We start from the raw sequence: 21842 nt of genomic DNA on the forward strand, positions 1-21842 counted from the left end.
GGGATGGGCCTTCATACGCGCGACCGCGCGTGGGGGGAGGCCCGGGTCGAAGGTCGGTCTGGAGGGGTGTGACACGGCTGCCACCTCGCTTCGGACGCAGAGCGCTGGTCTCGATGGTAACTCCGCGCCCTCGGCCGGGAAGGGATGTCCTAGGGGCTCTGTAGCGTTAGGGGTGAGGGACACGCGGGCAGCGGGGGCGGCCCGCCTTCGACGGGAGAAGAGGCGACGTGCGACCGGTCAGCGACATCAAACGCAGCGAGGCGCCCTTCGAGGTGATCTCGGAGATGACCCCGGCGGGGGACCAGCCGGGCGCGATCGCCGAGATCAGCAGGAGGGTGCGGGACGGGGAGCCGCACACGGTGCTGCTCGGCGCGACCGGCACCGGCAAGACGGCGACCGTGGCGTGGACGGTGGAGCAGCTCCAGCGGCCCACCCTGGTGATGCAGCCCAACAAGACCCTGGCGGCGCAGTTCGCCAACGAGCTGCGCCAGATGCTGCCCAACAACGCCGTCGAGTACTTCGTGTCGTACTACGACTACTACCAGCCCGAGGCCTACGTCCCGCAGAGCGACACCTTCATCGAGAAGGACTCCTCCATCAACGACGAGGTCGAGCGGCTGCGCCACTCGGCCACCAACTCGCTGCTCACGCGCCGGGACACGATCGTGGTCGCCTCGGTCTCGTGCATCTACGGTCTGGGCACCCCGCAGGAGTACGTGGACCGGATGGCGCAGCTGGCGGTGGGCATGGAGGTCGACCGCGACGACCTGCTGCGCCGCCTGGTGGAGATGCAGTACTCCCGCAACGACACCGCGTTCACGCGAGGCACGTTCCGGGTGCGGGGCGACACCATCGAGATCATCCCGGTCTACGAGGAGCTGGCGATCCGCATCGAGATGTTCGGTGACGAGGTCGAGCGCCTGCTGACCCTGCACCCGCTCACCGGCGAGGTGCTGGGCGAGAGCCGGGAGATGTTCATCTTCCCCGCCTCGCACTACGTGGCCGGCGAGGAGCGCACCGAGCGGGCGATCGCCACCATCGAGGCGGAACTGGGCGAGCGGCTGGCCGAGCTGGAGGCCCAGGGCAAGCTGCTGGAGGCGCAGCGCCTGCGCATGCGCACCACCCACGACCTGGAGATGATGCGCCAGCTGGGCACCTGCTCGGGCATCGAGAACTACTCCCGGCACTTCGACGGCCGTGAGCCGGGCAGCCCGCCCAACACGCTCCTGGACTACTTCCCCGAGGACTTCCTGCTGGTGCTGGACGAGTCCCACGTGACCGTCCCGCAGATCGGCGCGATGTACGAGGGCGACGCCGCGCGCAAGCGCACCCTGGTCGAGCACGGGTTCCGGCTCCCCTCGGCGCTGGACAACCGGCCGCTGAAGTGGGAGGAGTTCACCGAGCGCATCGGGCAGAGCGTCTACCTGTCGGCGACGCCGGGCCGTTACGAGCTGCGCCAGGGCGGCGGGGAGGTGGTCGAGCAGGTCATCCGTCCCACCGGGCTGGTGGACCCCGAGGTGCTGGTCAAGCCGACCGACGGGCAGATCGACGACCTGGTCCACGAGATCCGGGTGCGCGCCGAGCGCGACGAGCGGGTACTGGTCACCACGCTCACCAAGAAGATGTCCGAGGACCTCACCGACTACTTCACCGAACTCGGCATCCGGGTGCGCTACCTGCACAGCGAGGTGGACACGCTGCGCCGCGTGGAGCTGCTGCGCGAGCTGCGGGTGGGCGAGTTCGACGTGCTGGTGGGCATCAACCTGCTGCGCGAGGGCCTGGACCTGCCCGAGGTGTCGTTGGTGGCGATCCTGGACGCGGACAAGGAGGGCTTCCTGCGCTCGGAGACCTCGCTGATCCAGACGATCGGGCGCGCGGCGCGCAACGTCGCGGGCCAGGTGCACATGTACGCCGACAACGTCACCGACTCCATGCGGGCGGCCATCGACGAGACCAACCGGCGCCGGGACAAGCAGCTGGCCTACAACGCCGAGCACGGGATCGACCCCACGCCGCTGCGCAAGCAGATCGCCGACATCCTGGACACGCTCAACCGCGAGGACGTGGACACCGAGGAGCTCATGGCCACCGGGTACCGCAGTTCGGGGGGCAGGGGCGGCCGGGCGCCGGTGCCCGCGCTGGGCGAGCGTTCGGCGGACGTGTCCGCCATGCCGCGCGCGGAGCTGGCCGGGCTCATCGAGCAGCTGAGCGAGCAGATGCACCAGGCGGCCACCGACCTCCAGTTCGAGCTGGCGGCCCGGTTGCGCGACGAGATCGGCGAACTCAAACGTGAGCTCCGCGGCATGGACGCGGCCGGGGTGAAGTGACGCGAGTGCCTGTGGATTAACGTTTCCAGCTCTGGGAACACCGGGATCGGGGCGGCACTCACATCTCGAAACAGAAACTTTTTGAGAACGGTGAGGTCGCACAGTTACCTCCGCGTGACATACTCTTGGCTTCGCGCAAGCCGTATGTCGCAATTGCCGGTTATCCGGTTGTGGGGGAGAACATGAGAGTTCGGCTTCTCGTGGCCGCGGGTGGCGGCCTGCTGATCACCGGCCTCCTTCCCGGCTGTGGTCTGGCCTTCGGGCACGAGGACGTCGAGCCGCCCAACGGCGCCCCGGGCACCGAGGGCGCCTCCGACGGGGGCGAGCCCGACATGCCCAAGCACAACGTCAGCACCGAGGACGTGCTCATCGTCGTCGACGACGGCGCCGAGGTGAGCGAGGACTGCGGGGAGCGCGAGGTCGTGGTCACCGCGGACGACGCCGTCGTCGTGCTGCACGGAGACTGCGGGCTGGTGCGCGCCACCGGTCGCGGGTCCACCGTCGACGTGGGCTCGGCGGACAAGATCGTGCTGGTCGGCGTGGACAACAGGATCTCCTTCGCCTCCGGCGAGCCCGAGGTGATCAACCACGGGCGCAACACCACCGTGGCCGAGGGCGGCACCGCGCAGCGGTGATCCCGCGGGCGCCGCGCGCCGGGAGGCCCGCGCGGGGGGATCCGTGTCGGGGCGTTGACCGCCCCGGCACCCGAGAGTGACCTTCGATCCGTTACGGTGGTGCGCGTCCGTGCGCGCGCGGGGAAGCGGCGCGGGACGCCGGGGCCGAGCGGGCGCGGCGACGCGCAGTGAATTCTTGGTTGCAGTTGGCTGTTTCGTCCTCCTGATCGGTTCTGAGGCGGTACGGTCGTTTCGTTCCGCCCGCGGTGTGGCCTGTCCCGCCGGGGCGGCACGACGGCCCAGGGGCGGCGCACGCGCCCTGCCGGAGCCGTTCCGAGGGCGCGCGTTCGACGTGAGGACCCGCTAGGGGAGGGGTGGATGAGCGGTTATGTCGCACGGGTGCGGCATGATGAGTCGCCCGGGGGCGACGTCGGCCTGGACCCGTTGGTGAGTTCGGCCGCCCAGCGCTGGGCGGCCGTGGATTCGCTGTTGCCCGAACCGGTCAACTTCGCTCCGGGCTCCTACCCCCTCCTGACCGTCAGCGACGAGGACGGCCGTGCCGTCGCCGCCGGAACCATGCACTACACCTGGTACCAGCCGGGCGAGGTCGGCCGGATATGGGGCGTGCCCGACCAGCACTGGCTCACCCCCATCGTGGGCGGACCCGACCCCGGCCGCGCCCTGGACTCGCTGCTGACCAGCTGGCGCGACCAGCTGGAGGACCTGCCTACCGGCACCGGCTCGGAGTCGGCGGCCCTGGTGAGCTGGCCCGCCCGCGATGTGTGCGGCATCATCCCGCTCCAGCGCCACGGTCTGCAGCCCTACACCGTGCTGGCCGCCCGCCAGCGCCGCCGCGGCGTGCCCCCGTCGCTGCCGCCGCGCGACGTGACCATCCGGCTGGCCGACCGCAGCGACCTGACCCAGGTGGTCGGTCTGCTGATGGAGGAGCACCGCTACGAGCAGCACTTCGGCGGGGTGTTCCTGCAACCCGACACCGCCGAGCAGACCCGTGAGGTGGCGGCCCGGGCGCTGAACCGCTCCCGGTCCTGGATCTGGCTGGCCGAGCGGCGCGGTCGCGCGGTGGGCCTGCTGTGGGTCTCCCCGCCCGAGCGTTCGCGCTGGGCCAAGTCGCTGGTCAACGCGCGCCCGATCGCGCACATCGGCTACGGCGTGGTGACCGCCGCGGAGCGCGGCAGCGGGATCGGTACGGCGCTGGTGGGCCAGGCGCACCAGGCGCTGGACAGCCACGGAGTGGGCGTCTCCGTGCTCAACTACGCGGCGATGAACCCGCTGTCGGGGCCGTTCTGGCACCGCATGGGGTACCGCCCGGTGTGGACGACCTGGGAGGTCCGCCCCGCGCTCGCCCTGCGCTGATCCGGGCAGCACGAAGCCGGGGGCCGGGGTGGCCCCCGGTATCCAGTAGACCGCGCTCCCCCCGTCCCGCGCCAGCGGCGTTCCGGTGTCTGTGGACGACGGGGGCGCGGCCCGGTGCGGGCCCGCCGACGGGCGCTCCACTACCCTGTGCGCTGACGCAACGGCGCGTGGAAGGGGACGGACGATGGCTGCCAGCGACAGCGGGCCCGAGGGCGCGGAGCACGTCGAGATCGTCGAGGTGGGGCCGCGCGACGGCCTCCAGAACGAGGCGAGGACCCTCCCGGTCGAGGACCGCATCGAACTGATCGACCGCGCGGTGGCCGCCGGGGTGCGCCGGATCGAGGCGGTCAGCTTCGTCAACCCCAGGCGCGTCCCCCAGATGGCCGGGGCCGAGGAGGTCATGGCGGGTGTCACGCGCGCGCCGGGGGTCTCCCACATCGGGCTGGTCCTCAACCGGCGCGGCCTGGACCGCGCGGTGGCCGCGCGGGTGTCCGAGGTCAACGTCGCGGTGCCCGCCACCGACGGGTTCTGTGTCCGCAACCAGGGGTGCACCGTCGAGGAGATGCTCGGCACCCTGGCCGACATCGACGCCGCGCTGGAGGGCACGGGCATTCCGCTGAGCGTGACCGTCTCCACCGCGTTCGGCTGCCCCTTCGACGGCGAGGTGGCGCCCGAGCGCGTGGTGGAGGTGGTCCGGCGCATCGCCGACACCGGTGCGGTGGAGATCGCCCTGGCCGACACCATCGGCGTGGGCGTGCCCCGCCAGGTGACCGCACTCGTGGCCGCCGTCGGCGAGGTCGCGGGCGGACGCGCGCTGCGCTGTCACTTTCACAACACCCGCAACACCGGTTACGCGAACGCGCTCGCGGCCGTGGACGCGGGCGTGCGGGTGCTCGACTCCAGCCTGGGCGGCTTCGGCGGTTGCCCGTTCGCCCCCGCCGCCACCGGCAACATCGCCACCGAGGACCTGCTGTACGCGCTGCACCGCAGCGGCCTGCACACCGGGGTCAGCCTCTCCGGGGCCGCCGCCCTGGGCGGGTGGATGGGCGAGCGCCTGGGCAAGCAGCCGCCCGCCTACCTGGGCCGCGCCGGGGCGTTCCCGGCCTGAGGCTCCGGTGTGGTGTTCGTCGCCCGGCCCCCGCAGTCCAAGGCCCTGGACCCCGGGGCGCACGAACGGTTTCCGCGCGCCGCCGCGCGCCCCGAACCGCTGCGGGCAAGGCGATCACGCTGGTGACGTGAGGGAACCCGGGGGTGTACGGCGGTGTCCCCGGGTGTGGACATCCGGGGTGCCTGTTATCCTGGTGCCCCGTGGAGTCCGGCGGCCGGAGCGACGAAACCAACCGCCCGCAACCGGACCGCCGCACGGCCGCTCAGCCCGATCCGAGCCCGCCGTAGCCACTCAACCCACGGGAGCACCACTTTGGCATCCGCCGCGAGTACCAAGCACCTTTTCGTTACCGGCGGCGTCGCCTCCAGTCTCGGTAAAGGCCTGACCGCTTCCAGCCTGGGACGACTCCTGAAGTCGCGCGGCCTGCGGGTCACCATGCAAAAGCTCGACCCCTACCTCAACGTCGACCCGGGGACGATGAACCCCTTCCAGCACGGCGAGGTCTTCGTCACCGACGACGGGGCCGAGACCGACCTGGACGTCGGCCACTACGAGCGCTTCCTGGACACCGAGCTGTCCGCCACGGCCAACGTCACCACCGGCCAGATCTACTCCAGCGTCATCGCCAAGGAGCGCCAGGGCGCCTACCTCGGCGACACCGTGCAGGTCATCCCGCACATCACCAACGAGATCAAGGCGCGCATCTACGCGATGGACGCCCCCGACGTCGACATCGTCATCACCGAGATCGGCGGCACGGTCGGCGACATCGAGTCGCAGCCCTTCCTGGAGGCGGTCCGCCAGATCCGCCACGAGATCGGCCGGGACAACTGCTTCTTCCTGCACGTGTCCCTCATCCCCTTCCTCGGCCCGTCCGGCGAGATGAAGACCAAGCCCACCCAGCACTCCGTGGCCGCCCTGCGCAGCATCGGCATCCAGCCCGACGCCATCGTGTGCCGCTCGGACCGCCCCATCACGCAGAGCCTGAAGTCCAAGATCAGCCTCATGTGCGACGTGGACGAGGCCGGGGTGGTCTCCACCCCCGACGCTCCCTCGATCTACGACATCCCCAAGGTCCTGCACCGCGAGGGCCTGGACGCCTACGTCGTGCGCCGCCTGGGCATGCCCTTCCGGGACGTGGACTGGACCGAGTGGGACGAGCTGCTGCGCCGCGTGCACCAGCCCGACCACGAGGTCACCATCGCCCTGGTCGGCAAGTACATCGACCTGCCCGACGCCTACCTGTCGGTCAGCGAGGCGCTGCGCGCGGGCGGTTTCGCCACCGACACCCGCGTCAACATCCGCTGGGTGGCCAGCGACAACTGCGCCAGCCCCTCCGGCGCCGCCTCGGAGCTGGACGGCGCGGACGGCATCCTCATCCCCGGCGGCTTCGGCGTGCGCGGCATCGAGGGCAAGATCGGCGCCATCCGCTACGCCCGTGAGAACGGTGTGCCGCTGCTGGGCATCTGCCTGGGCCTGCAGGCCGTCGTCATCGAGTACGCCCGCGACGTGCTCGGGCTGGAGGGCGCCAACAGCACCGAGTTCGACGACAAGGCCGCCGACCCGGTCATCGCCACCATGGCCGACCAGACCGACGTCGTCGCCGGGGAGCGCGACATGGGCGGCACCATGCGCCTGGGCATGTACCCGGCCGCGCTGGGCGAGGGCACCGTGGTGCGCGAGCTCTACGACGGCAGCGCCGAGGCCTCCGAACGGCACCGCCACCGCTTCGAGGTCAACAACGCCTACCGCGCGAGGCTGGAGGAGGCGGGCCTGGTGTTCTCCGGGCTCTCCCCGGATGGCAAGCTGGTGGAGTACGTCGAACTGCCCCGGGACGCCCACCCGTTCTTCGTCGCGACGCAGGCGCACCCGGAGCTGCGCTCCCGCCCGACCAAGGCCAACCCGCTCTTCCGCGGTCTGGTCTCGGCGGCCCTGGAGTACCACAACTCCTGATCCGAGGGGCCGGGCGGGGCACGAGGCCTGAGAGGCGAGAACCCATGCCCAGTGACACCGACCCGGCCCTTCCCACGGGGGCGGACGCGAAGGTCGCGGACGCCCCCGAGTCGTGGCCGGTGGAGCGGTCCGAGGAACGCTTCCGCAGCGCCAAGTGCGGCATGCGTACGGACTGGGTGCGCATGGTCGGCAGCGACGGCGAGGGCACGACCGTGGCCGCCCGCGACTACATGGAGCACCCCGGCGCCGCCGCGGCCCTGGCCCTGGACGCCGACGGCCGGGTGCTGCTCCAGCGCCAGTACCGCCACGCCACCCGGCACACCCTGTGGGAGCTGCCCGCCGGGCTCATCGACGAGGAGGGGGAGGGGCCGCTGCGCACCGCCCAGCGCGAACTCGTCGAGGAGGCGGGGCTGCGCGCCGGGCTCTGGCACGAGCTGGCCGACTTCTTCCCCTCTCCCGGGTTCTCCGACGAGCGCATCCACGTGTACCTGGCCCGGGACCTGTCGGTGGTGCCGCCCGAGGAGATCGGCTTCGAACGCGAGCACGAGGAGGCCGACCTGGTCGCCGAGTGGGTGCCCCTGGAGGAGGCGGTCGCCCTGGTCATGGCGGGCAGGCTGCACAACGGCGCCACCGTCATCGGCGTCCTGGCCGCCCAGGCCGCCGCCGCGGACGGGTTCGCCTCCCTGCGCGAGCCCGCGGAGGACTGACCCGTGGCCGACCGGGCGGGTGAGGAGCGGGACCCGCTGGCGCGGGTGTGCGCCGCCTTCCTGGACCACCTCAGCGCGGAGCGCGCCCTGGCCGACAACACCCTCGCGGCCTACCGGCGCGACCTGCGGCGCTACCGCGCCTACCTGGCCGGGCACGGAGTCCTGTCGCCCGAGCGGGTGGGCCCCGCCCAGGTGGGCGACTTCCTGCGGGCCCTGCGCGAGGGCGACGCCGACCACCCGCCGCTCGGCGCCGCCTCGGCCGGACGGGCCCTGGCCGCCGTGCGCGGCCTGCACCGGTTCGCGGCCCGCGAGGGCTGGACGGATGCCGACCCGGCTGCCGAGGTCTCCCCGCCCGCGCCGCCGATGCGCCTGCCCAAGGCGGTGCCGCTGGCCTCGGTGGAGCGCCTCCTGGACGCCGCCGGACCGGTCGGGGCTCCGGCCTCCGGCGACCGCGCCGGGCTGCTGGCCCTGCGCGACCGGGCGCTGCTGGAGGTGCTCTACGGCACGGGCGCGCGCGTCTCCGAGGCGGTGGGGCTGGACGTGGACGACGTCGCCGACGCGGTGGAGGGCGACGACGCCGTGGGCCTGGTGCGCTTTCGCGGCAAGGGCGGCAGGGAGCGCGTGGTGCCGCTGGGCTCCCACGCCCGCCGCGCGCTCTCGGGCTACCTGGTGCGGGCCCGGCCGGGTCTGGCCGCCTCCGGCCGGGGCGGTCCGGCGCTGTTCCTCAACGCGCGCGGGGGCAGGCTCACCCGGCAGGGCGGCTGGGGGATCCTGGCGGCCGTGGCCGAGCGCGCCGGGGTCGAGGGCGTCTCACCGCACACCCTGCGCCACTCCTTCGCCACCCACCTGCTCGACGGCGGAGCCGACATCCGGGTCGTCCAGGAGCTGCTCGGACACAGTTCGGTCACCACCACGCAGATCTACACGCTGGTGACGGTCGAGCACCTGCGCGAGGTGTACGCGTCGAGCCATCCCCGCGCACGGCGCTGAGCGGGGACGCCGCCACGGGGGTCCGCGCGCGGTGCGAAGCGGAACAACCCGGTTGGAGGCTCTGATTTCCCCCAGGGGCGCAGGCGTGGGATTCTACCCGTACGTTTTGTTGAAGTGCGTCGTGTCGGCGTTCTAGAGTCGCCGCGCGGAGGTACGTTGCTGTCGACATATTGAGTTTCCGACGGCGGCCAGGGACAGGGGCGCGCGGCATCCCTAGCCGTGGCCGATCCGTAGGGGAGGTCAAGGGTTGTGAACTGGGACAACGAGGCTGCGAACACCGCACCTGTCGGCGAGGGGGAGCTCGCCGACCCGGTGACCAACCCGTGGGGGACGACACGCAACACGGGGGCTAACCTGCACACCTCAAGACCCGAGCGAGCCTATCCGGAGCCCGGGCCCGTAGATGAACACGGCCCGGCACGGATTGTAGCACTCTGTAACCAGAAGGGTGGGGTCGGCAAGACCACCACGACGATCAACCTCGGCGCCGCCATCGCCGAGTACGGAAGACGGGTGCTGCTGGTCGACTTCGACCCGCAGGGCGCGCTCTCCGTCGGCCTGGGCCGCCTCGATCCGCGTGAACTGGACCTGACCGTCTACAACCTGCTCATGCAGCGGGACGTGACGGTCGAGGACGTCCTGCTCAAGACCGACATCGACGGCCTGGACCTGATCCCGAGCAACATCGACCTGTCGGCCGCGGAGGTGCAGCTGGTCGGCGAGGTGGCGCGCGAGCAGATGCTCGGCCGCGCGCTCAGACCGGTCATCAACGACTACGACGTGGTCCTGATCGACTGCCAGCCCTCGCTGGGCCTGCTCACCGTCAACGCGCTCACCGCCGCGGACGGCGTCATCGTGCCGCTGGAGTGCGAGTTCTTCGCGCTGCGCGGTGTGGCACTGCTGATGGACACCATCCAGAAGGTCCAGGAGCGGCTCAACGAGGACCTGGTCATCGACGGCTTCCTGGGCACCATGTACGACCCGCGCACGCTGCACGCGCGCGAGGTGCTGTCCACGATCATCGACGGCTTCGGGGACAAGGTCTACGGCACGGTCATCAACCGCACCGTGCGCTTCCCCGACGCCACCGTGGCGGGCGAGCCCATCACCAGGTTCGACTCGTCCTCGGCCGGGGCCAACGCCTACCGGGAGCTGGCCAAGGAGGTGCTGGCGAGGTGGCCTCTCAGCGGTCACGGCGTGTGACCCTACCCGGGGCGGACGAACTGTTCTTCCGTCCCAGCGGCACCGAGGAGGTGCCGGAAGAGACCGAACGCCAGCACAAGGCACCGGAGCAGGGCAGCAAGGGCAGCAGGGGCGAGACTCCGTCGCGCTCCAACGGCACCAACAGGGGCACGTCCGCCGTGAAGGCGGCGCGCGCGCCCAAACCGAGCGGGCGCCAACGCCACGACGAGAAGATCACCGTCTACATCTCCGGGCCCGAACTGCTGGCACTGGAACAGACCCGGCTCTCGCTGCGCGCCGAGCACGGGCTGTCCGCCGACAGGGGCCGCCTCGTCCGCGAGGCCGTCGCCGTGCTGCTGGCGGACTTCGAGGAGCACGGATCGGCCAGCATGCTGGTACGCAGGCTGACCGAGGACTGAGGGCACGCGCACCGGTACCGGAGGGGGTGCCGGTTCGATGACGGAGGTGCCACGGGTGTCACCGGCGGGTTCTGGCCGGTGACACCCTTGTCCCATGAGGAAGACGACGCGGGGCCGGTGCCATGGGGGCTGAGGGAACGTCGGCGGACACCGTCGCGGAGGTGGACGACAACGCCTTCCAGGTGCACCTCGACAACTTCGAGGGGCCCTTCGACCTGCTCCTCGGGCTGATCTCCAAGCACAAGCTGGACATCACCGAGGTGTCGCTGTCCAAGGTCACCGACGAGTTCATCGCGCACATCCGGGCGCACGGCGACGACTGGGACCTGGACCAGGCCAGCAACTTCCTGCTGGTCGCGGCGACCCTGCTGGACCTGAAGGCGGCGCGCCTGCTGCCGCGCGGCGACGTCGAGGACGAGGCCGACCTGGCCCTGCTGGAGGCACGCGACCTGCTGTTCGCCCGGCTGCTCCAGTACCGCGCCTACAAGGAGGTCGCCTCCTTCATGCGGGCGCGGCTGGCCTCGCAGGGGCGCCGCTACGCGCGCGCCGTCCCGCTGGAGGAGCGCTTCGCGGGGTTGCGGCCGGACGTGCTGTTCAAGCTGGGCCCCCAGGAGTTCGCCGCCCTGGCGGGGATGGTCTTCACGCCCAAGGAGCCGCCCAGCGTCCCGGTCACCCACATCCACCAGGCCAAGACCTCGGTGAAGGAGCAGGGCGAGCTGATGGTCGCGGAGCTGCGCGAGCACGGACGGTTGACCTTCGCCCAGCTCACGGCCGCCTGCACCGGTACCTTCGAGGTCATCGCCCGCTTCCTCGCCCTGCTGGAGCTGTACCGGGCCGCCAACGTGGGCTTCGACCAGCCCGAACCGCTGGGGGAGCTGATCGTCTCCTGGACCGGCGGCGAGGGCGAGGTCGAGCTGGAGAGCGAGTACGACGAGGCCGACGGCGCCGGGGACACCGGCGGCGGAAGCGGGCCGGGGGAGACGGAGGAGCGCGGATGAGCGTCCGGGACACGGTGGGGAACCCGACAACGGAGGACCCGGCAGCGGGGGACGCGGCGGCCCGGGAGGCGGTCGGCGGAGAGGCCGCAGGGGACGGGGCCGAGGCGGGCGCGGAGGGCGCCCCGGCCACCCTGCGCCGCGACCTGGAGGCCGTGCTGATGGTCGTGGACCAGCCGGTGTCGGAGTACGACCTGGCGCGGGCCATGGACGTGCCCGTCACGGTGGTCGTCGGGGTGCTGGAGTCGCTGTCGCGGGAATACACCGAGCAGGGCCGGGGTTTCGACTTGAGGGCGGTGGCCGAGGGGTGGCGTGTGTACACGCGGCCCGAATGCGCCGACGTCGTCGAGCACTTCCTCCGGGAGGGGCAGGAGGTGCGGCTCACCCAGGCCGCGCTGGAGACGATGGCGGTGGTGGCCTACCGACAGCCGGTCTCCCGGGGCAGGGTCTCCGCCGTGCGCGGTGTCAACTGCGACGGGGTTATGCGTACCCTCGTACTGAGGGGCCTGATCGAAGAGGCCGGACACGACTCCGAGTCCGGTGCGCTGCTGTATCGGACCACCTCCTATTTCCTGGAACGGTTGGGCCTGCGAGGCCTCGACGAGCTGCCTGATCTGGCGCCGTTCCTCCCCGACGACATCGAAGGTCTAGACGACACCGGTGAGCACACCTAACAACAGTTCCCGCGGTGCGCGGGACGACGCCCCGCGCGGTGAGCGCGGCGACTACGACAAGCGCGGCGGACAGGGCCGCGGCGACAGCCGGGACCGCCGGGACGACCGTCCCCGCGGCGGTTACCGGGACGACCGCGGCCCCCGGGGCCGCGACGACCGCGGCGGATTCCGGGGGGACCGGGACGACCGCGGCGGACGTGACTTCCGCGGCGGCCGCGACGGCCAGCGCGGCGAGGGCCGCTCCTTCGGCGGCGACCGCGACGGCCGCCGTTCCTTCTCGGGCGGTCGGGACGACCGTGGTGGCCGTGACTTCCGGGGCGGTCGTGATGACCGTGACCGTGGTGGCTTCCGCAGTGACCGTGGCCCGGGTGGCGGCCGGGACGACCGTGACCGCGGTGGCTTCCGGGGTGACCGGGACAGCCGTGGTGGGCGCGACTTCCGTGGTGGCCGTGACGGTCAGCGGGACGACCGCCGTTCCTTCGGCGACCGCGACAACCGCGGCGGGCGTGACAGCCGTGGTCCCGGTGGCGGACGCGACTTCCGCGACGGTGGGGACCGGCGTTCGTTCTCGGGCGGTCGGGACGACCGTGGTGGCCGTGACTTCCGGGGCGGTCGTGATGACCGTGACCGTGGTGGCTTCCGCAGTGACCGTGGCCCGGGTGGCGGCCGGGACGACCGCGACCGCGGTGGCTTCCGGGGCGACCGCGACAACCGCCGCTCCTTCGACAACCGCGGCGGCCGTGACGGTCAGCGGGACGACCGCCGTTCCTTCGGCGACCGCGACAACCGCGGCTCGGGCGGTCGCTTCCAGGACCGTGACAACCGTGGCGGGCGTGACAGCCGCGACGGTGGGGACCGTCGTTCCTTCCCGGGTGGCCGGGACGAGCGCGGCGGCCGTGACTTCCGTGACCGCGACAACCGCGGCCCGGGTGCACGCTCCTACGACCGTGGCGGACGCGGCCCGGGTGGCGGTCGTGATGACCGCGACCGCGGTGGCTTCCGGGGTGACCGGGACAGCCGTGGCGGGCGCGACTTCCGCGGTGGCCGTGACGGCCAGCGCGGCGAGGGACGCTCCTTCGGAGGCGGCCGCGACGACCGCCGCTCCTTCGGTGACCGCGACAACCGCGGCGGCCGTGACAGCCGCGGCTCCGGTGGCGGACGCGACTTCCGCGACCGCGAGGACCGCGACGGCCGTCCCGGCGGCGACCGCTCCGGCGCCAAGCGCGTCACGAGCGAGAACCAGCTCTCCAAGGCGGCCCGCGAGCGGCTCAGCGCCCTGCGCGCCGACTACGACCCCAAGGACGAGGACCACGCCGACGAGGCGCGCGACACCTACACCGACGTCGAGAACGGCATCCGCCTCCAGAAGGCGCTCGCCGCGGCCGGGGTCGCCAGCCGCCGGGCCAGCGAGGAGATGATCGCGGCCGGACGCGTCAGCGTGGACGGCCAGGTCGTGCGCAGGTTCGGCGCCCGGGTCGACCCCGAGTCCTCCGAGATCCGCGTCGACGGCATGCGCGTGGTCACCGCCCCGGACAAGCTGTACTTCGCGCTCAACAAGCCGCGCGGCGTCGTCAGCACCATGTGGGACCCCGAGGGCCGGCCCACCCTGGCCGACTACACCGGTCAGACCGAGGAGCGGATCTTCCACGTCGGCCGGCTCGACACCGAGACCGAGGGCCTCATCCTGCTGACCAACGACGGCGAGCTGGCCAACCGGCTCACCCACCCGCGCTACAAGGTCGTCAAGACCTACATCGCCAAGGTGCCCGGCCCGGTCCCGCACCGTGTCGTGCGCGAGGTGCAGAAGGGCGTGGAGCTGGAGGACGGCCCGGTCGAGGTGGACTCCTTCCGCGTGGTCGACAACGAGCCGCCCAAGGCGCTCGTCGAGATCCGGCTGCACGAGGGCCGCAAGCACATCGTGCGCCGCCTGATGGAGGCCGTCGGCCACCCGGTCGCCGACCTCGCCCGCACCCAGGTCGGCCCGATCGACCTGAACGCCCTCAAACTGGGCACGATGCGGGCCCTCACCTCGCGTGAGGTGAGCGAACTCTACGAGGCCGCGGGCCTGTAGATACAGTTGACGGCGGTCGCCTGCCCGGACACCGGGCGGCGGCCGCCGTTCCCTCTTCCCGGGCACGGCACGCTGAACGAGGACGAGGCGGGATCGAACGTGGCGGTACGGGCCATCCGCGGTGCGGTGCAGGTCGACGCGGACGAACGCGAGCAGGTGCTGGAGGCCACGGCCGAACTGGTCTCGGAGGTGATGCGGCGCAACTCACTGGAGACCGACGACGTGATCAGCGTGCTGTTCACCGCCACCCCCGACCTGAACAGCGAGTTCCCCGCGCTGGCCGCGCGCAAGCTCGGCTTCTCCGACGTCCCGCTGATGTGCGCGACCGAGATCGCCGTCCCCCACGCCCTGCCGCGCGTGGTGCGCCTCATGGCGCACGTGGAGACCGACCGGCCGCGCTCCGAGCTCCAGCACGTCTACCTGCGCGGGGCCCAGGCCCTGCGGCTGGACATCGCCCAGTGACGGCATCCACCGGCCTCCGGGCAGGTCGTAGGCTTGGGAGGTAAAGGGAACACGTCGGAGGCGGGGGAACAGTGAGCGACAGCAGCGGTGCGCGGGGGGACGGGGAGCAGCGGCTCCCGGTGCGCCGGGTCACGGTGGTCGGCACGGGGCTCATCGGCACGTCGGTGGCGCTCGCCCTGCGCTCGCGCGGCGTCGACGTCGCCCTCTCCGACCCCGACGCCGCCTCCCTGCGCCTGGCCTGCGACCTGGGCGCGGGACACCCCCTGGAGGAGGCCGACGACCCGACCTCGGCCCCGGCCGACCTCGCGGTCATCGCCGCGCCGCCCGCCGTCATCCCCTCCGTGCTGCGCCGGGCCCAGGACCGGGGACTGGCCCACGTCTACACCGACGTGGCCAGCGTGAAGGCGAGCGTGCTGGCCGAGGCCGAGCGGCTGGGCTGCGACATGGCCACGTTCGTGGCCGGGCACCCCATGGGCGGCAGGGAGAAGCAGGGCCCCGGCGCCGCGCGCGCCGACCTCTTCCTGGGCCGTTCGTGGGCGCTGTGCCCCACCGGCAAGGCCGACGCGCAGGCCGTCGCCGTCGTCGCCGAGGTCGCCCGCATGTGCGGCGCGGACCCGCTGGTGCTGGACGCGGCGGCGCACGACCGGGCGGTGGCGCTGGTCTCGCACGCGCCCCACGTGGCCTCCTCGGCGGTGGCGGCCCGGCTGCTCTCGGGCGACGACGCGGCCCTGACCCTGGCGGGGCAGGGCGTGCGCGACGTCACCCGGGTGGCGGGCGGCGACCCCGCCATGTGGTCCGAGATCCTCACGCACAACGCCGCCCCGGTCGCGGAGGTCCTGCACGCGGTGGCCGCCGACCTCGCGGCGACCGCCGACGCCCTGCGCGCGCTGGCGGACCGGCCGGGGCCGGAGGAGGCGTCGGACCGCGTCCTCGCTCCGGTGCACGACCTGCTGGAGCGCGGCAGGTCCGGCCACGGCCGCATCCCCGGCAAGCACGGCACGGTACGGCTGCCCGACTACACGGTCATGCCGGTGGTCATCCCCGACGAACCCGGTGCGCTGGGCCGCCTGTTCGCCGCGGCGGCGGAGGCCGGGGTCAACATCGAGGACGTGCGCATCGAGCACACGCCCGGCCTGCCGCTGGGCGTGGCGCAGCTGCACGTGCTTCCCGAGGCGGTGGACACGCTCGCGCGGGCGCTGGCCGCCGACGGCTGGTCGGTGCACCCGGGCCTCTGAGCTTCCCGCGCACGACTGCGCGCGACTGAGCGCCAAGTACACACGGGCCACGGGTAGGGTTGGGCGTCGGCAACAGTGAACGCAAGCGGGAGTCAACGGCAGTGAGCGCGCAGGACAGCACCGAGGGCATCGTCATCGCGATCGACGGTCCCTCCGGGTCGGGCAAGTCGAGCACCTCCCGGGGCGTGGCCAGGGCGCGGGAGCTGCGGTACCTCGACACCGGCGCGATGTACCGCGCGCTGACCTGGTGGATGCTCTCCCAGGGTGTGAACGTCAACGACGCCGACGCCGTGACCGCCCTCGTCGACACCCCCGTCATCACCATGGGCACCGACCCCGACGCGCCCTCCGTGGCGGTGGACGGCCGCGACGTGGCCGCCGAGATCCGCGGCAGGGAGGTCACCACCAACGTCAGCGCGGTCTCGGCCGTGCCCGCGGCGCGCGAGCGCCTCGTGCGCACCCAGCGCGAGATCATCGCCGCCGCCAGGGCCGAGAGCGCGGGCATCGTGGTCGAGGGACGCGACATCACGACCGTCGTCGCCCCCGACGCCCCGGTCAAGCTCTTCCTGACCGCCAGCCCCGAGGCCCGCGCCCAGCGCCGCAGCAAGGAGGTCCGCAGCGCCGACGTCGCCGCCACCCAGGCCGACCTGGCCCGGCGCGACGCGCTGGACTCCAGCCGGGCGCACTCGCCCCTGCGCCAGACCGAGGACGCCACCGAACTCGACACCAGCGGGCTGACCCTGGACGAGGTCGTCGCCCTGGTGGTCAAGCTGGCCGACGAGGCCCGCGACCACTGACCCGCACGGTCGGGCGCCGCCGCGTTCCAGCGGACGGGCGTCCCCTGCCTCCGGACGCCGCGATGGGCGGGCGGTGCACCCGGCGGCCGTAACACCGGACACATTCGTCCCGACAGTCCCTTTCGGGGGAACACAACGACATCCGCGGGGGTTCCTCCCCGTGGCCAGTACACGGGCGCCGTCGGCGCCCGCGTCGATCCGCGCGACCCGGGACACCGGGGCGGGTCGGCCCTTCGCATCCCCGCGGCACGCATCCTGGGCGCGCGGGGACCCAGAACCGGGAGCAGTACATGAGTGACTTCGACATCTCCGACGTCGTCCACGGGGGGGCGGACGCCGAAGAGCCCGCCACCCTCCCCGTGGTGGCCGTGGTCGGACGCCCCAACGTGGGCAAGTCCAGCCTGGTCAACCGCATCATCGGCCGCCGCGAGGCCGTGGTGGAGGACGTGCCGGGCGTGACCCGCGACCGGGTCGCCTACGACGCCGAGTGGCAGAACACCAGGTTCACCCTGGTCGACACCGGCGGCTGGGAGACCAGCGTCAGCGGTCTGGCCGCCATGGTCGCCCGCCAGGCCGAGTACGCCGCGCAGACCGCGGACGTCATCCTGTTCGTGGTCGACGCCACGGTGGGCGTCACCGACGCCGACGCCGCCGTCACCCGCGTCCTGCGCTCGACCAAGCGCCCCGTGGTGCTGGCCGCCAACAAGGTCGACGGCAGCATGCAGGAGGCCGACGCCCTCGACCTGTGGCAGCTGGGCGTGGGCCAGCCCTTCCCCATCAGCGCCCTGCACGGCCGCGGCACCGGCGACCTGCTGGACGCGCTCGTGGCCGAGTTCCCCGAGCAGCCCCTGGGCGAGGAGGACGACGGCGAGGACGGCCCGCCGCGCATCGCTCTGCTGGGCCGCCCCAACGTGGGCAAGTCCAGCCTGCTCAACCGCCTCGCCGGTGAGGACCGGGTGGTCGTCGACGCTGTGGCGGGCACGACCCGCGACGCGGTGGACGAGCTGATCGAGCTGGGCGGGAAGACCTGGAAGTTCATCGACACCGCCGGTATCCGCCGCCGGTTCCGGGCCCTCCAGGGAGCCGACTACTACGCCACCATGCGCACCGGCACCGCCCTGGAGCGGGCCGAGGCCGCCGTGGTGCTCATGGACGTCAGCGAGCCCCTCGCCGAGCAGGACATCCGGGTCGTCGAGCAGGTCGTGGAGGCGGGCCGCGGCCTGGTCCTGGCCTTCAACAAGTGGGACATCCTGGACGAGGAGCGCCGGACCTACCTGGAGAAGGAGATCGACCGCCAGCTGGCGCGGGTCTCCTGGGCGCCGCGCGTGAACGTCTCGGCCAAGACCGGGCGCCACATGGAGAAGCTGGTCCCGGCGATCGAGACCAGCCTGAGCGGGTGGAACCAGCGCATCCCGACCGGGCAGCTCAACAACTGGCTCAAGGAGCTGGTGGCGGCCACTCCGCCGCCGGTGCGCGGCGGCAAGCAGCCCAAGATCCTGTTCGCGACGCAGGCGGGCTCGCGTCCGCCGCACTTCGTCCTGTTCACCACCGGGTTCCTGGAGGACAACTACCGCCGCTTCATCGAGCGGCGCCTGCGGGAGGACTTCGGCTTCGAGGGCTCCCCGGTGCACATCAGCATGCGCATCCGCGAGAAGAAGGGCGGCGGGGCCCAGGGCCGCGCCTCCAAGGGCAGTGTGCGTCCGGACCGCAAGCACCGCCGCCGGTAGGGCGTGCCCGGCGGGCGCGCGCCCCGCTGCGTGAGGGGCGGTGTCCGCCGGACGCGTCCCGGCCCACCGGCCCCGCCAGCCCGACCACGGCACGAGGAAGGGGGCTCCCCGCCCGGGGAGCCCCCTTCGCCGTGTTCTCGGGCCGGGGCGCGCGGCGCCCTGCCCGGTCGCGCCGCGCGCCTGGGCCCTCGCGCTCCGGGCGCTCAGGCGTCGGGGGAGGCCCAGAAGTCGCGCAGTACGCGGGCGCCCCGCTCGGGGTCCTGGAGCATCCAGTAGTGGGTGAGCCCGTCCAGCTCCTGGAACCGGGCGCCCAGGCGGCGGGCCACCTCCCGGTCCTGCTCGGGGTGTGCCATCGGGTCCCCGGTCGGGGCGAGCAGGAGCCCGGGCGCCTTGGCGGGGCCGTCGAAGTCCCGGCCCCAGTCGGCGTGGAAGTTGGGCCACGCCGAACGGTAGAGCGCCAGGACGGCCGCGCTCATCTCCTCGTCATGGCTTCGGTCGACCTCCCGGGCCAGTTCGGGGCTCATGCCGCGGGGCTGGAGGACGTCTCCGAAGGTGCCCCCGCTGCCGGGGGCGGCCCCGCGCAGCCCGGCCAGGGACTCCTCGCCCTCGGGGCTGCTCTGCCAGAGCGTGGCCGCGTCGTGCCACCGGTAGTCGGGGTGCCAGCCGTGGGCGACGTCGGAGACCCAGCTGCGGACGGGGACGTCGTAGGCGGAGACCACGCGCATGGCCAGGTGGGCGCCCCAGTCGTGGCCGACGAGGTCGATCGGCCCGCCGACGGCGCGCAGCTCCTCGGCCAGCCAGGCCGCGTAGTCCTCCTTGCCGCGCATGTGCGCCGGCCGGGGGCTGCCGAAGCCGGGCAGGCGCAGCGCCACGCTGTCCTCGGGGAGGAGCGCGCGCAGGGGGTTCCAGAGCGAGGGCGTCTCGGGGACTCCGTGGACGAACACGATGGTCATGACCACTCCTGGAGTAGAAGTTGATAATCTATCCACTTCAACGTAGCACGATAAGTCGATAACCTATCCACTTCGTGGACCGAGGAGGCCCCATGCGGGCGGACGCCGCGCGCAACAACCGCAGGATCTTCGAGGAGGCGAGCCGGGCGGTCGCCGCCGGGGAGACCGACCTCACGCTCAACGCGCTCGCCCGGCGCGCGGGCGTCGGGGTGGGGACGGTCTACCGCCTCTTCCCCACCCAGCGGGCGATGCTGGAGGCCGTGGTGGAGGACGCGGTGGCCGAACTCCGCCGCCTGGCCGCTGAAGCCGAACGCGAACCGGACCCGCGCGGCGCGCTCGACGGCTTCCTCCGGGCTGCCCTGGACGAGGCGCTCGCCCGTCCCGGCCTGTTCACGGTCCTCATCACCCTCGACGACGAGAGGGAGTCCCTGCGGCGGGCCAAGGCCGAACTGGTCGGGGCGACCTCGCGCCTGCTCGGACGCGCCCACCCGCGGCCGCCGCTGACCGGTGAGAACCTGCTGAAACTGCTGTGCGGCCTGATCCACGCGGTCAGCGAGCACCCGGCCGAACGGCGCGCCGCCGCCACCGACGCCTACCTGAGCCTGCTCCGCAACGGCCTCATGCCCGAAGGCGCCGCCTGAGCGGTGCCGCGGTCCGTTCCGTGCGCCGGTGCGGGGGACTCCGCGCGCCGTGGCGCGCTTCCGGCGGTTCCGCGGAACCCGGGGGGCCACTGCGCGCCCCCTTCCGGGCACACGGTGCCGTGGCCGCCCCGCGCGCGGACAGCGCCCCCGAGCGGGTCAGGCCTCCCCGCTCAGGCGGCGGACGTTGCCCTGCGGCGGGTGGCTCCCCGTCGTTCCCCCCTTGCGGGAGCGGGGCGGTCGGCCCCCCTCCTCCCCGGGGACGGGGATCGCGGGGGCGCCGGGCAGCGGGCGGTTCGCGCTCTCCTTCATCCGCCACACCACCACCAGCCCCACCACTCCCGCGACCATCACCAGCCACGCCGGTGCGTAGAGGTTTCCGGTGGCCTGCACCAGCGCCTCGGCGACCAGCGGGGTGGTGCCGCCGAACAGCGCCACCGACACGTTGAAGCTGATGGCCAGCGCGCCGTAGCGCACGCTGGTGGGGAAGAACGCCGGCAGCGCCGCGGGCGCGCCGCCGGAGAAGTGCACCAGGGTCACCGCCAGCACCACCATGCCCAGGGCCACCGTCCACGGGCCCCCTTGTTGCAGCAGCCAGAAGGCGGGCAGGGCCAGCACGATCGAGAACAGGCTGCCCGAGAGCAGCACGGGCCTGCGCCCCACGCGGTCGCTCAGGTGTCCGAACCCGGTCACCGCGAACAGCATCAGCACCATCGCCGCCAGCGTCAGCACCAGAGCCGTGGTGGGGCCGTACCCCAGCTCCGCCTCCAGGTAGGTGGGCATGTACGCGGTCAGGACGTAGTTGTTGACGTTGAAGACCATCACCAGGCCCACGCACAGCAGGATGTGGCGCCACTGGTCCACGACCGTCGCCCGCAGCTGTCCCTCGCGGTGCCCGCCGTGGGAGTCCTTGGCGTAGCCCCCGGTGTTCTGCTCGAAGACGGGGGTGTCCTCCAGCTTCACCCGCAGGTACAGGCCGACGGCGCCCAGCGGCAGCGCGACCAGGAAGGGGACGCGCCACCCCCAGTCCTGCATGGTGTCCGAACCGAGCAGGAGGGTCATCACCGTGACGACGGTGGCGCCGCCGACGTAGCCGCTGACCGTGCCGAACTCCAGCCAGGAGGCCAGGAAGCCGCGCCGCCGGTCGGGCGCGTACTCGGCGATGAAGGTCGTGGCGCCGCCGTACTCGCCGCCGGTGGAGAAGCCCTGGAGCATCCGCGCGACCAGCAGCAGCACGGGCGCGGCGAAGCCGATGCTCGCGGCCGAGGGGATGAGCCCGATCGAGAACGTGCTCACCGCCATGAGCAGCATCGTGAAGGCCAGGACGCGCTTGCGGCCGATCCTGTCGCCGAGGGGGCCGAAGAACAGCCCGCCCAGGGGCCGCACCAGGAAGGCGGCGGCGAAGGTGGTGAAGGTGGCGATGAGCTGGGTGCCCTGGGTCTGCGCCGGGTAGAACACCAGGCCGATCGTGACGGCCAGGTAGCTGTAGACGCCGAAGTCGTACCACTCGGTCGCGTTGCCGATCGCCGCGGCCACCACGGCCTTGCGCGTCGCCCTGCGGTCCGTGGTCAGGGCCGTCCGCCCCTGCGGCTGCGGCTCGTTCACGTCTCCCCCTC

Annotated in this window: 19 protein-coding genes; 17 read left to right on the forward strand and 2 right to left on the reverse strand. The window is 72.7% G+C overall.

What is annotated here, in order from left to right; translation table 11 throughout:
- Positions 1 to 227 precede the first annotated feature (227 nt).
- From uvrB to der, 16 genes are all read left to right on the forward strand, one after another.
- Entirely contained in the window at positions 228 to 2327 is a 2100-nt protein-coding gene (uvrB, locus tag NDAS_RS04815; protein ID WP_013152016.1) for an excinuclease ABC subunit UvrB, read from the forward strand.
- A gap of 182 nt (positions 2328 to 2509) precedes the next feature.
- Entirely contained in the window at positions 2510 to 2962 is a 453-nt protein-coding gene (locus NDAS_RS04820) for a DUF3060 domain-containing protein (protein WP_013152017.1), read from the forward strand.
- Between the two features lie 357 nt (positions 2963 to 3319).
- Complete coding sequence (locus NDAS_RS04825) at positions 3320 to 4315, forward strand: GNAT family N-acetyltransferase (protein ID WP_013152018.1); 996 nt, start codon at positions 3320 to 3322, stop codon at positions 4313 to 4315.
- A 184-nt stretch (positions 4316 to 4499) separates the two neighbouring features.
- Entirely contained in the window at positions 4500 to 5423 is a 924-nt protein-coding gene (locus NDAS_RS04830; RefSeq protein ID WP_013152019.1) for a hydroxymethylglutaryl-CoA lyase, read from the forward strand.
- A 312-nt stretch (positions 5424 to 5735) separates the two neighbouring features.
- Positions 5736 to 7376 (forward strand): CTP synthase, encoded by a 1641-nt coding sequence (locus NDAS_RS04835; protein ID WP_013152020.1) that lies wholly within the window; start codon positions 5736 to 5738, stop codon positions 7374 to 7376.
- A gap of 44 nt (positions 7377 to 7420) precedes the next feature.
- Positions 7421 to 8083, forward strand: coding sequence for an NUDIX domain-containing protein (locus NDAS_RS04840; RefSeq protein WP_013152021.1), 663 nt, complete (start codon positions 7421 to 7423; stop codon positions 8081 to 8083).
- A 3-nt stretch (positions 8084 to 8086) separates the two neighbouring features.
- Positions 8087 to 9073 (forward strand): site-specific tyrosine recombinase XerD, encoded by a 987-nt coding sequence (locus NDAS_RS04845; protein ID WP_013152022.1) that lies wholly within the window; start codon positions 8087 to 8089, stop codon positions 9071 to 9073.
- Positions 9074 to 9322: 249 nt separating this feature from the next.
- Positions 9323 to 10276: a ParA family protein gene (locus NDAS_RS04850; RefSeq protein ID WP_013152023.1), complete on the forward strand. Its 954-nt coding sequence runs from the start codon at positions 9323 to 9325 to the stop codon at positions 10274 to 10276.
- Positions 10273 to 10674: a hypothetical protein gene (locus NDAS_RS04855; RefSeq protein ID WP_041552387.1), complete on the forward strand. Its 402-nt coding sequence runs from the start codon at positions 10273 to 10275 to the stop codon at positions 10672 to 10674. Before NDAS_RS04850 ends, NDAS_RS04855 begins: the two co-directional genes overlap by 4 nt.
- Before the next feature lie 122 nt (positions 10675 to 10796).
- Complete coding sequence (locus NDAS_RS04860; protein WP_013152025.1) at positions 10797 to 11672, forward strand: segregation and condensation protein A; 876 nt, start codon at positions 10797 to 10799, stop codon at positions 11670 to 11672.
- On the forward strand, positions 11669 to 12343 hold the full coding sequence (gene scpB, locus NDAS_RS04865) for an SMC-Scp complex subunit ScpB (RefSeq protein ID WP_013152026.1): 675 nt from the start codon (positions 11669 to 11671) through the stop codon (positions 12341 to 12343). The genes NDAS_RS04860 and scpB overlap by 4 nt, the downstream gene beginning before the upstream one ends.
- A complete protein-coding gene (locus NDAS_RS27780; RefSeq protein ID WP_013152027.1) occupies positions 12330 to 14414 on the forward strand; it encodes a pseudouridine synthase in 2085 nt (694 codons plus the stop codon). The genes scpB and NDAS_RS27780 overlap by 14 nt, the downstream gene beginning before the upstream one ends.
- Before the next feature lie 99 nt (positions 14415 to 14513).
- The gene (aroH, locus tag NDAS_RS04875; protein WP_013152028.1) at positions 14514 to 14876 is read left to right on the forward strand and encodes a chorismate mutase; all 363 of its coding nucleotides are present in this window, start codon (positions 14514 to 14516) and stop codon (positions 14874 to 14876) included.
- A 71-nt stretch (positions 14877 to 14947) separates the two neighbouring features.
- The gene (locus NDAS_RS04880) at positions 14948 to 16111 is read left to right on the forward strand and encodes a prephenate dehydrogenase (RefSeq protein ID WP_013152029.1); all 1164 of its coding nucleotides are present in this window, start codon (positions 14948 to 14950) and stop codon (positions 16109 to 16111) included.
- Between the two features lie 101 nt (positions 16112 to 16212).
- The gene (cmk, locus tag NDAS_RS04885; RefSeq protein WP_013152030.1) at positions 16213 to 16908 is read left to right on the forward strand and encodes a (d)CMP kinase; all 696 of its coding nucleotides are present in this window, start codon (positions 16213 to 16215) and stop codon (positions 16906 to 16908) included.
- Between the two features lie 140 nt (positions 16909 to 17048).
- Positions 17049 to 18635, forward strand: coding sequence for a ribosome biogenesis GTPase Der (gene der / locus NDAS_RS04890; protein WP_446673930.1), 1587 nt, complete (start codon positions 17049 to 17051; stop codon positions 18633 to 18635).
- Positions 18636 to 18838: 203 nt separating this feature from the next.
- Here der and NDAS_RS04895 read toward each other — a convergent pair whose 3' ends face one another.
- Positions 18839 to 19588 (reverse strand): alpha/beta fold hydrolase, encoded by a 750-nt coding sequence (locus NDAS_RS04895; RefSeq protein WP_013152032.1) that lies wholly within the window; start codon positions 19586 to 19588, stop codon positions 18839 to 18841.
- Between the two features lie 92 nt (positions 19589 to 19680).
- On the opposite strand from NDAS_RS04895, the gene NDAS_RS04900 reads away from it, so the two are divergent.
- The gene (locus NDAS_RS04900; RefSeq protein ID WP_041552390.1) at positions 19681 to 20229 is read left to right on the forward strand and encodes a TetR/AcrR family transcriptional regulator; all 549 of its coding nucleotides are present in this window, start codon (positions 19681 to 19683) and stop codon (positions 20227 to 20229) included.
- A gap of 156 nt (positions 20230 to 20385) precedes the next feature.
- Here NDAS_RS04900 and NDAS_RS04905 read toward each other — a convergent pair whose 3' ends face one another.
- Positions 20386 to 21831 carry an MFS transporter gene (locus NDAS_RS04905; protein ID WP_013152034.1) on the reverse strand — a complete coding sequence of 482 codons (1446 nt, stop codon included), beginning with the start codon at positions 21829 to 21831 and terminating at the stop codon, positions 20386 to 20388.
- Positions 21832 to 21842 lie beyond the last annotated feature (11 nt).

This window comes from Nocardiopsis dassonvillei subsp. dassonvillei DSM 43111, from assembly GCF_000092985.1.
Classification (GTDB): Bacteria; Actinomycetota; Actinomycetes; order Streptosporangiales; family Streptosporangiaceae; genus Nocardiopsis; species Nocardiopsis dassonvillei.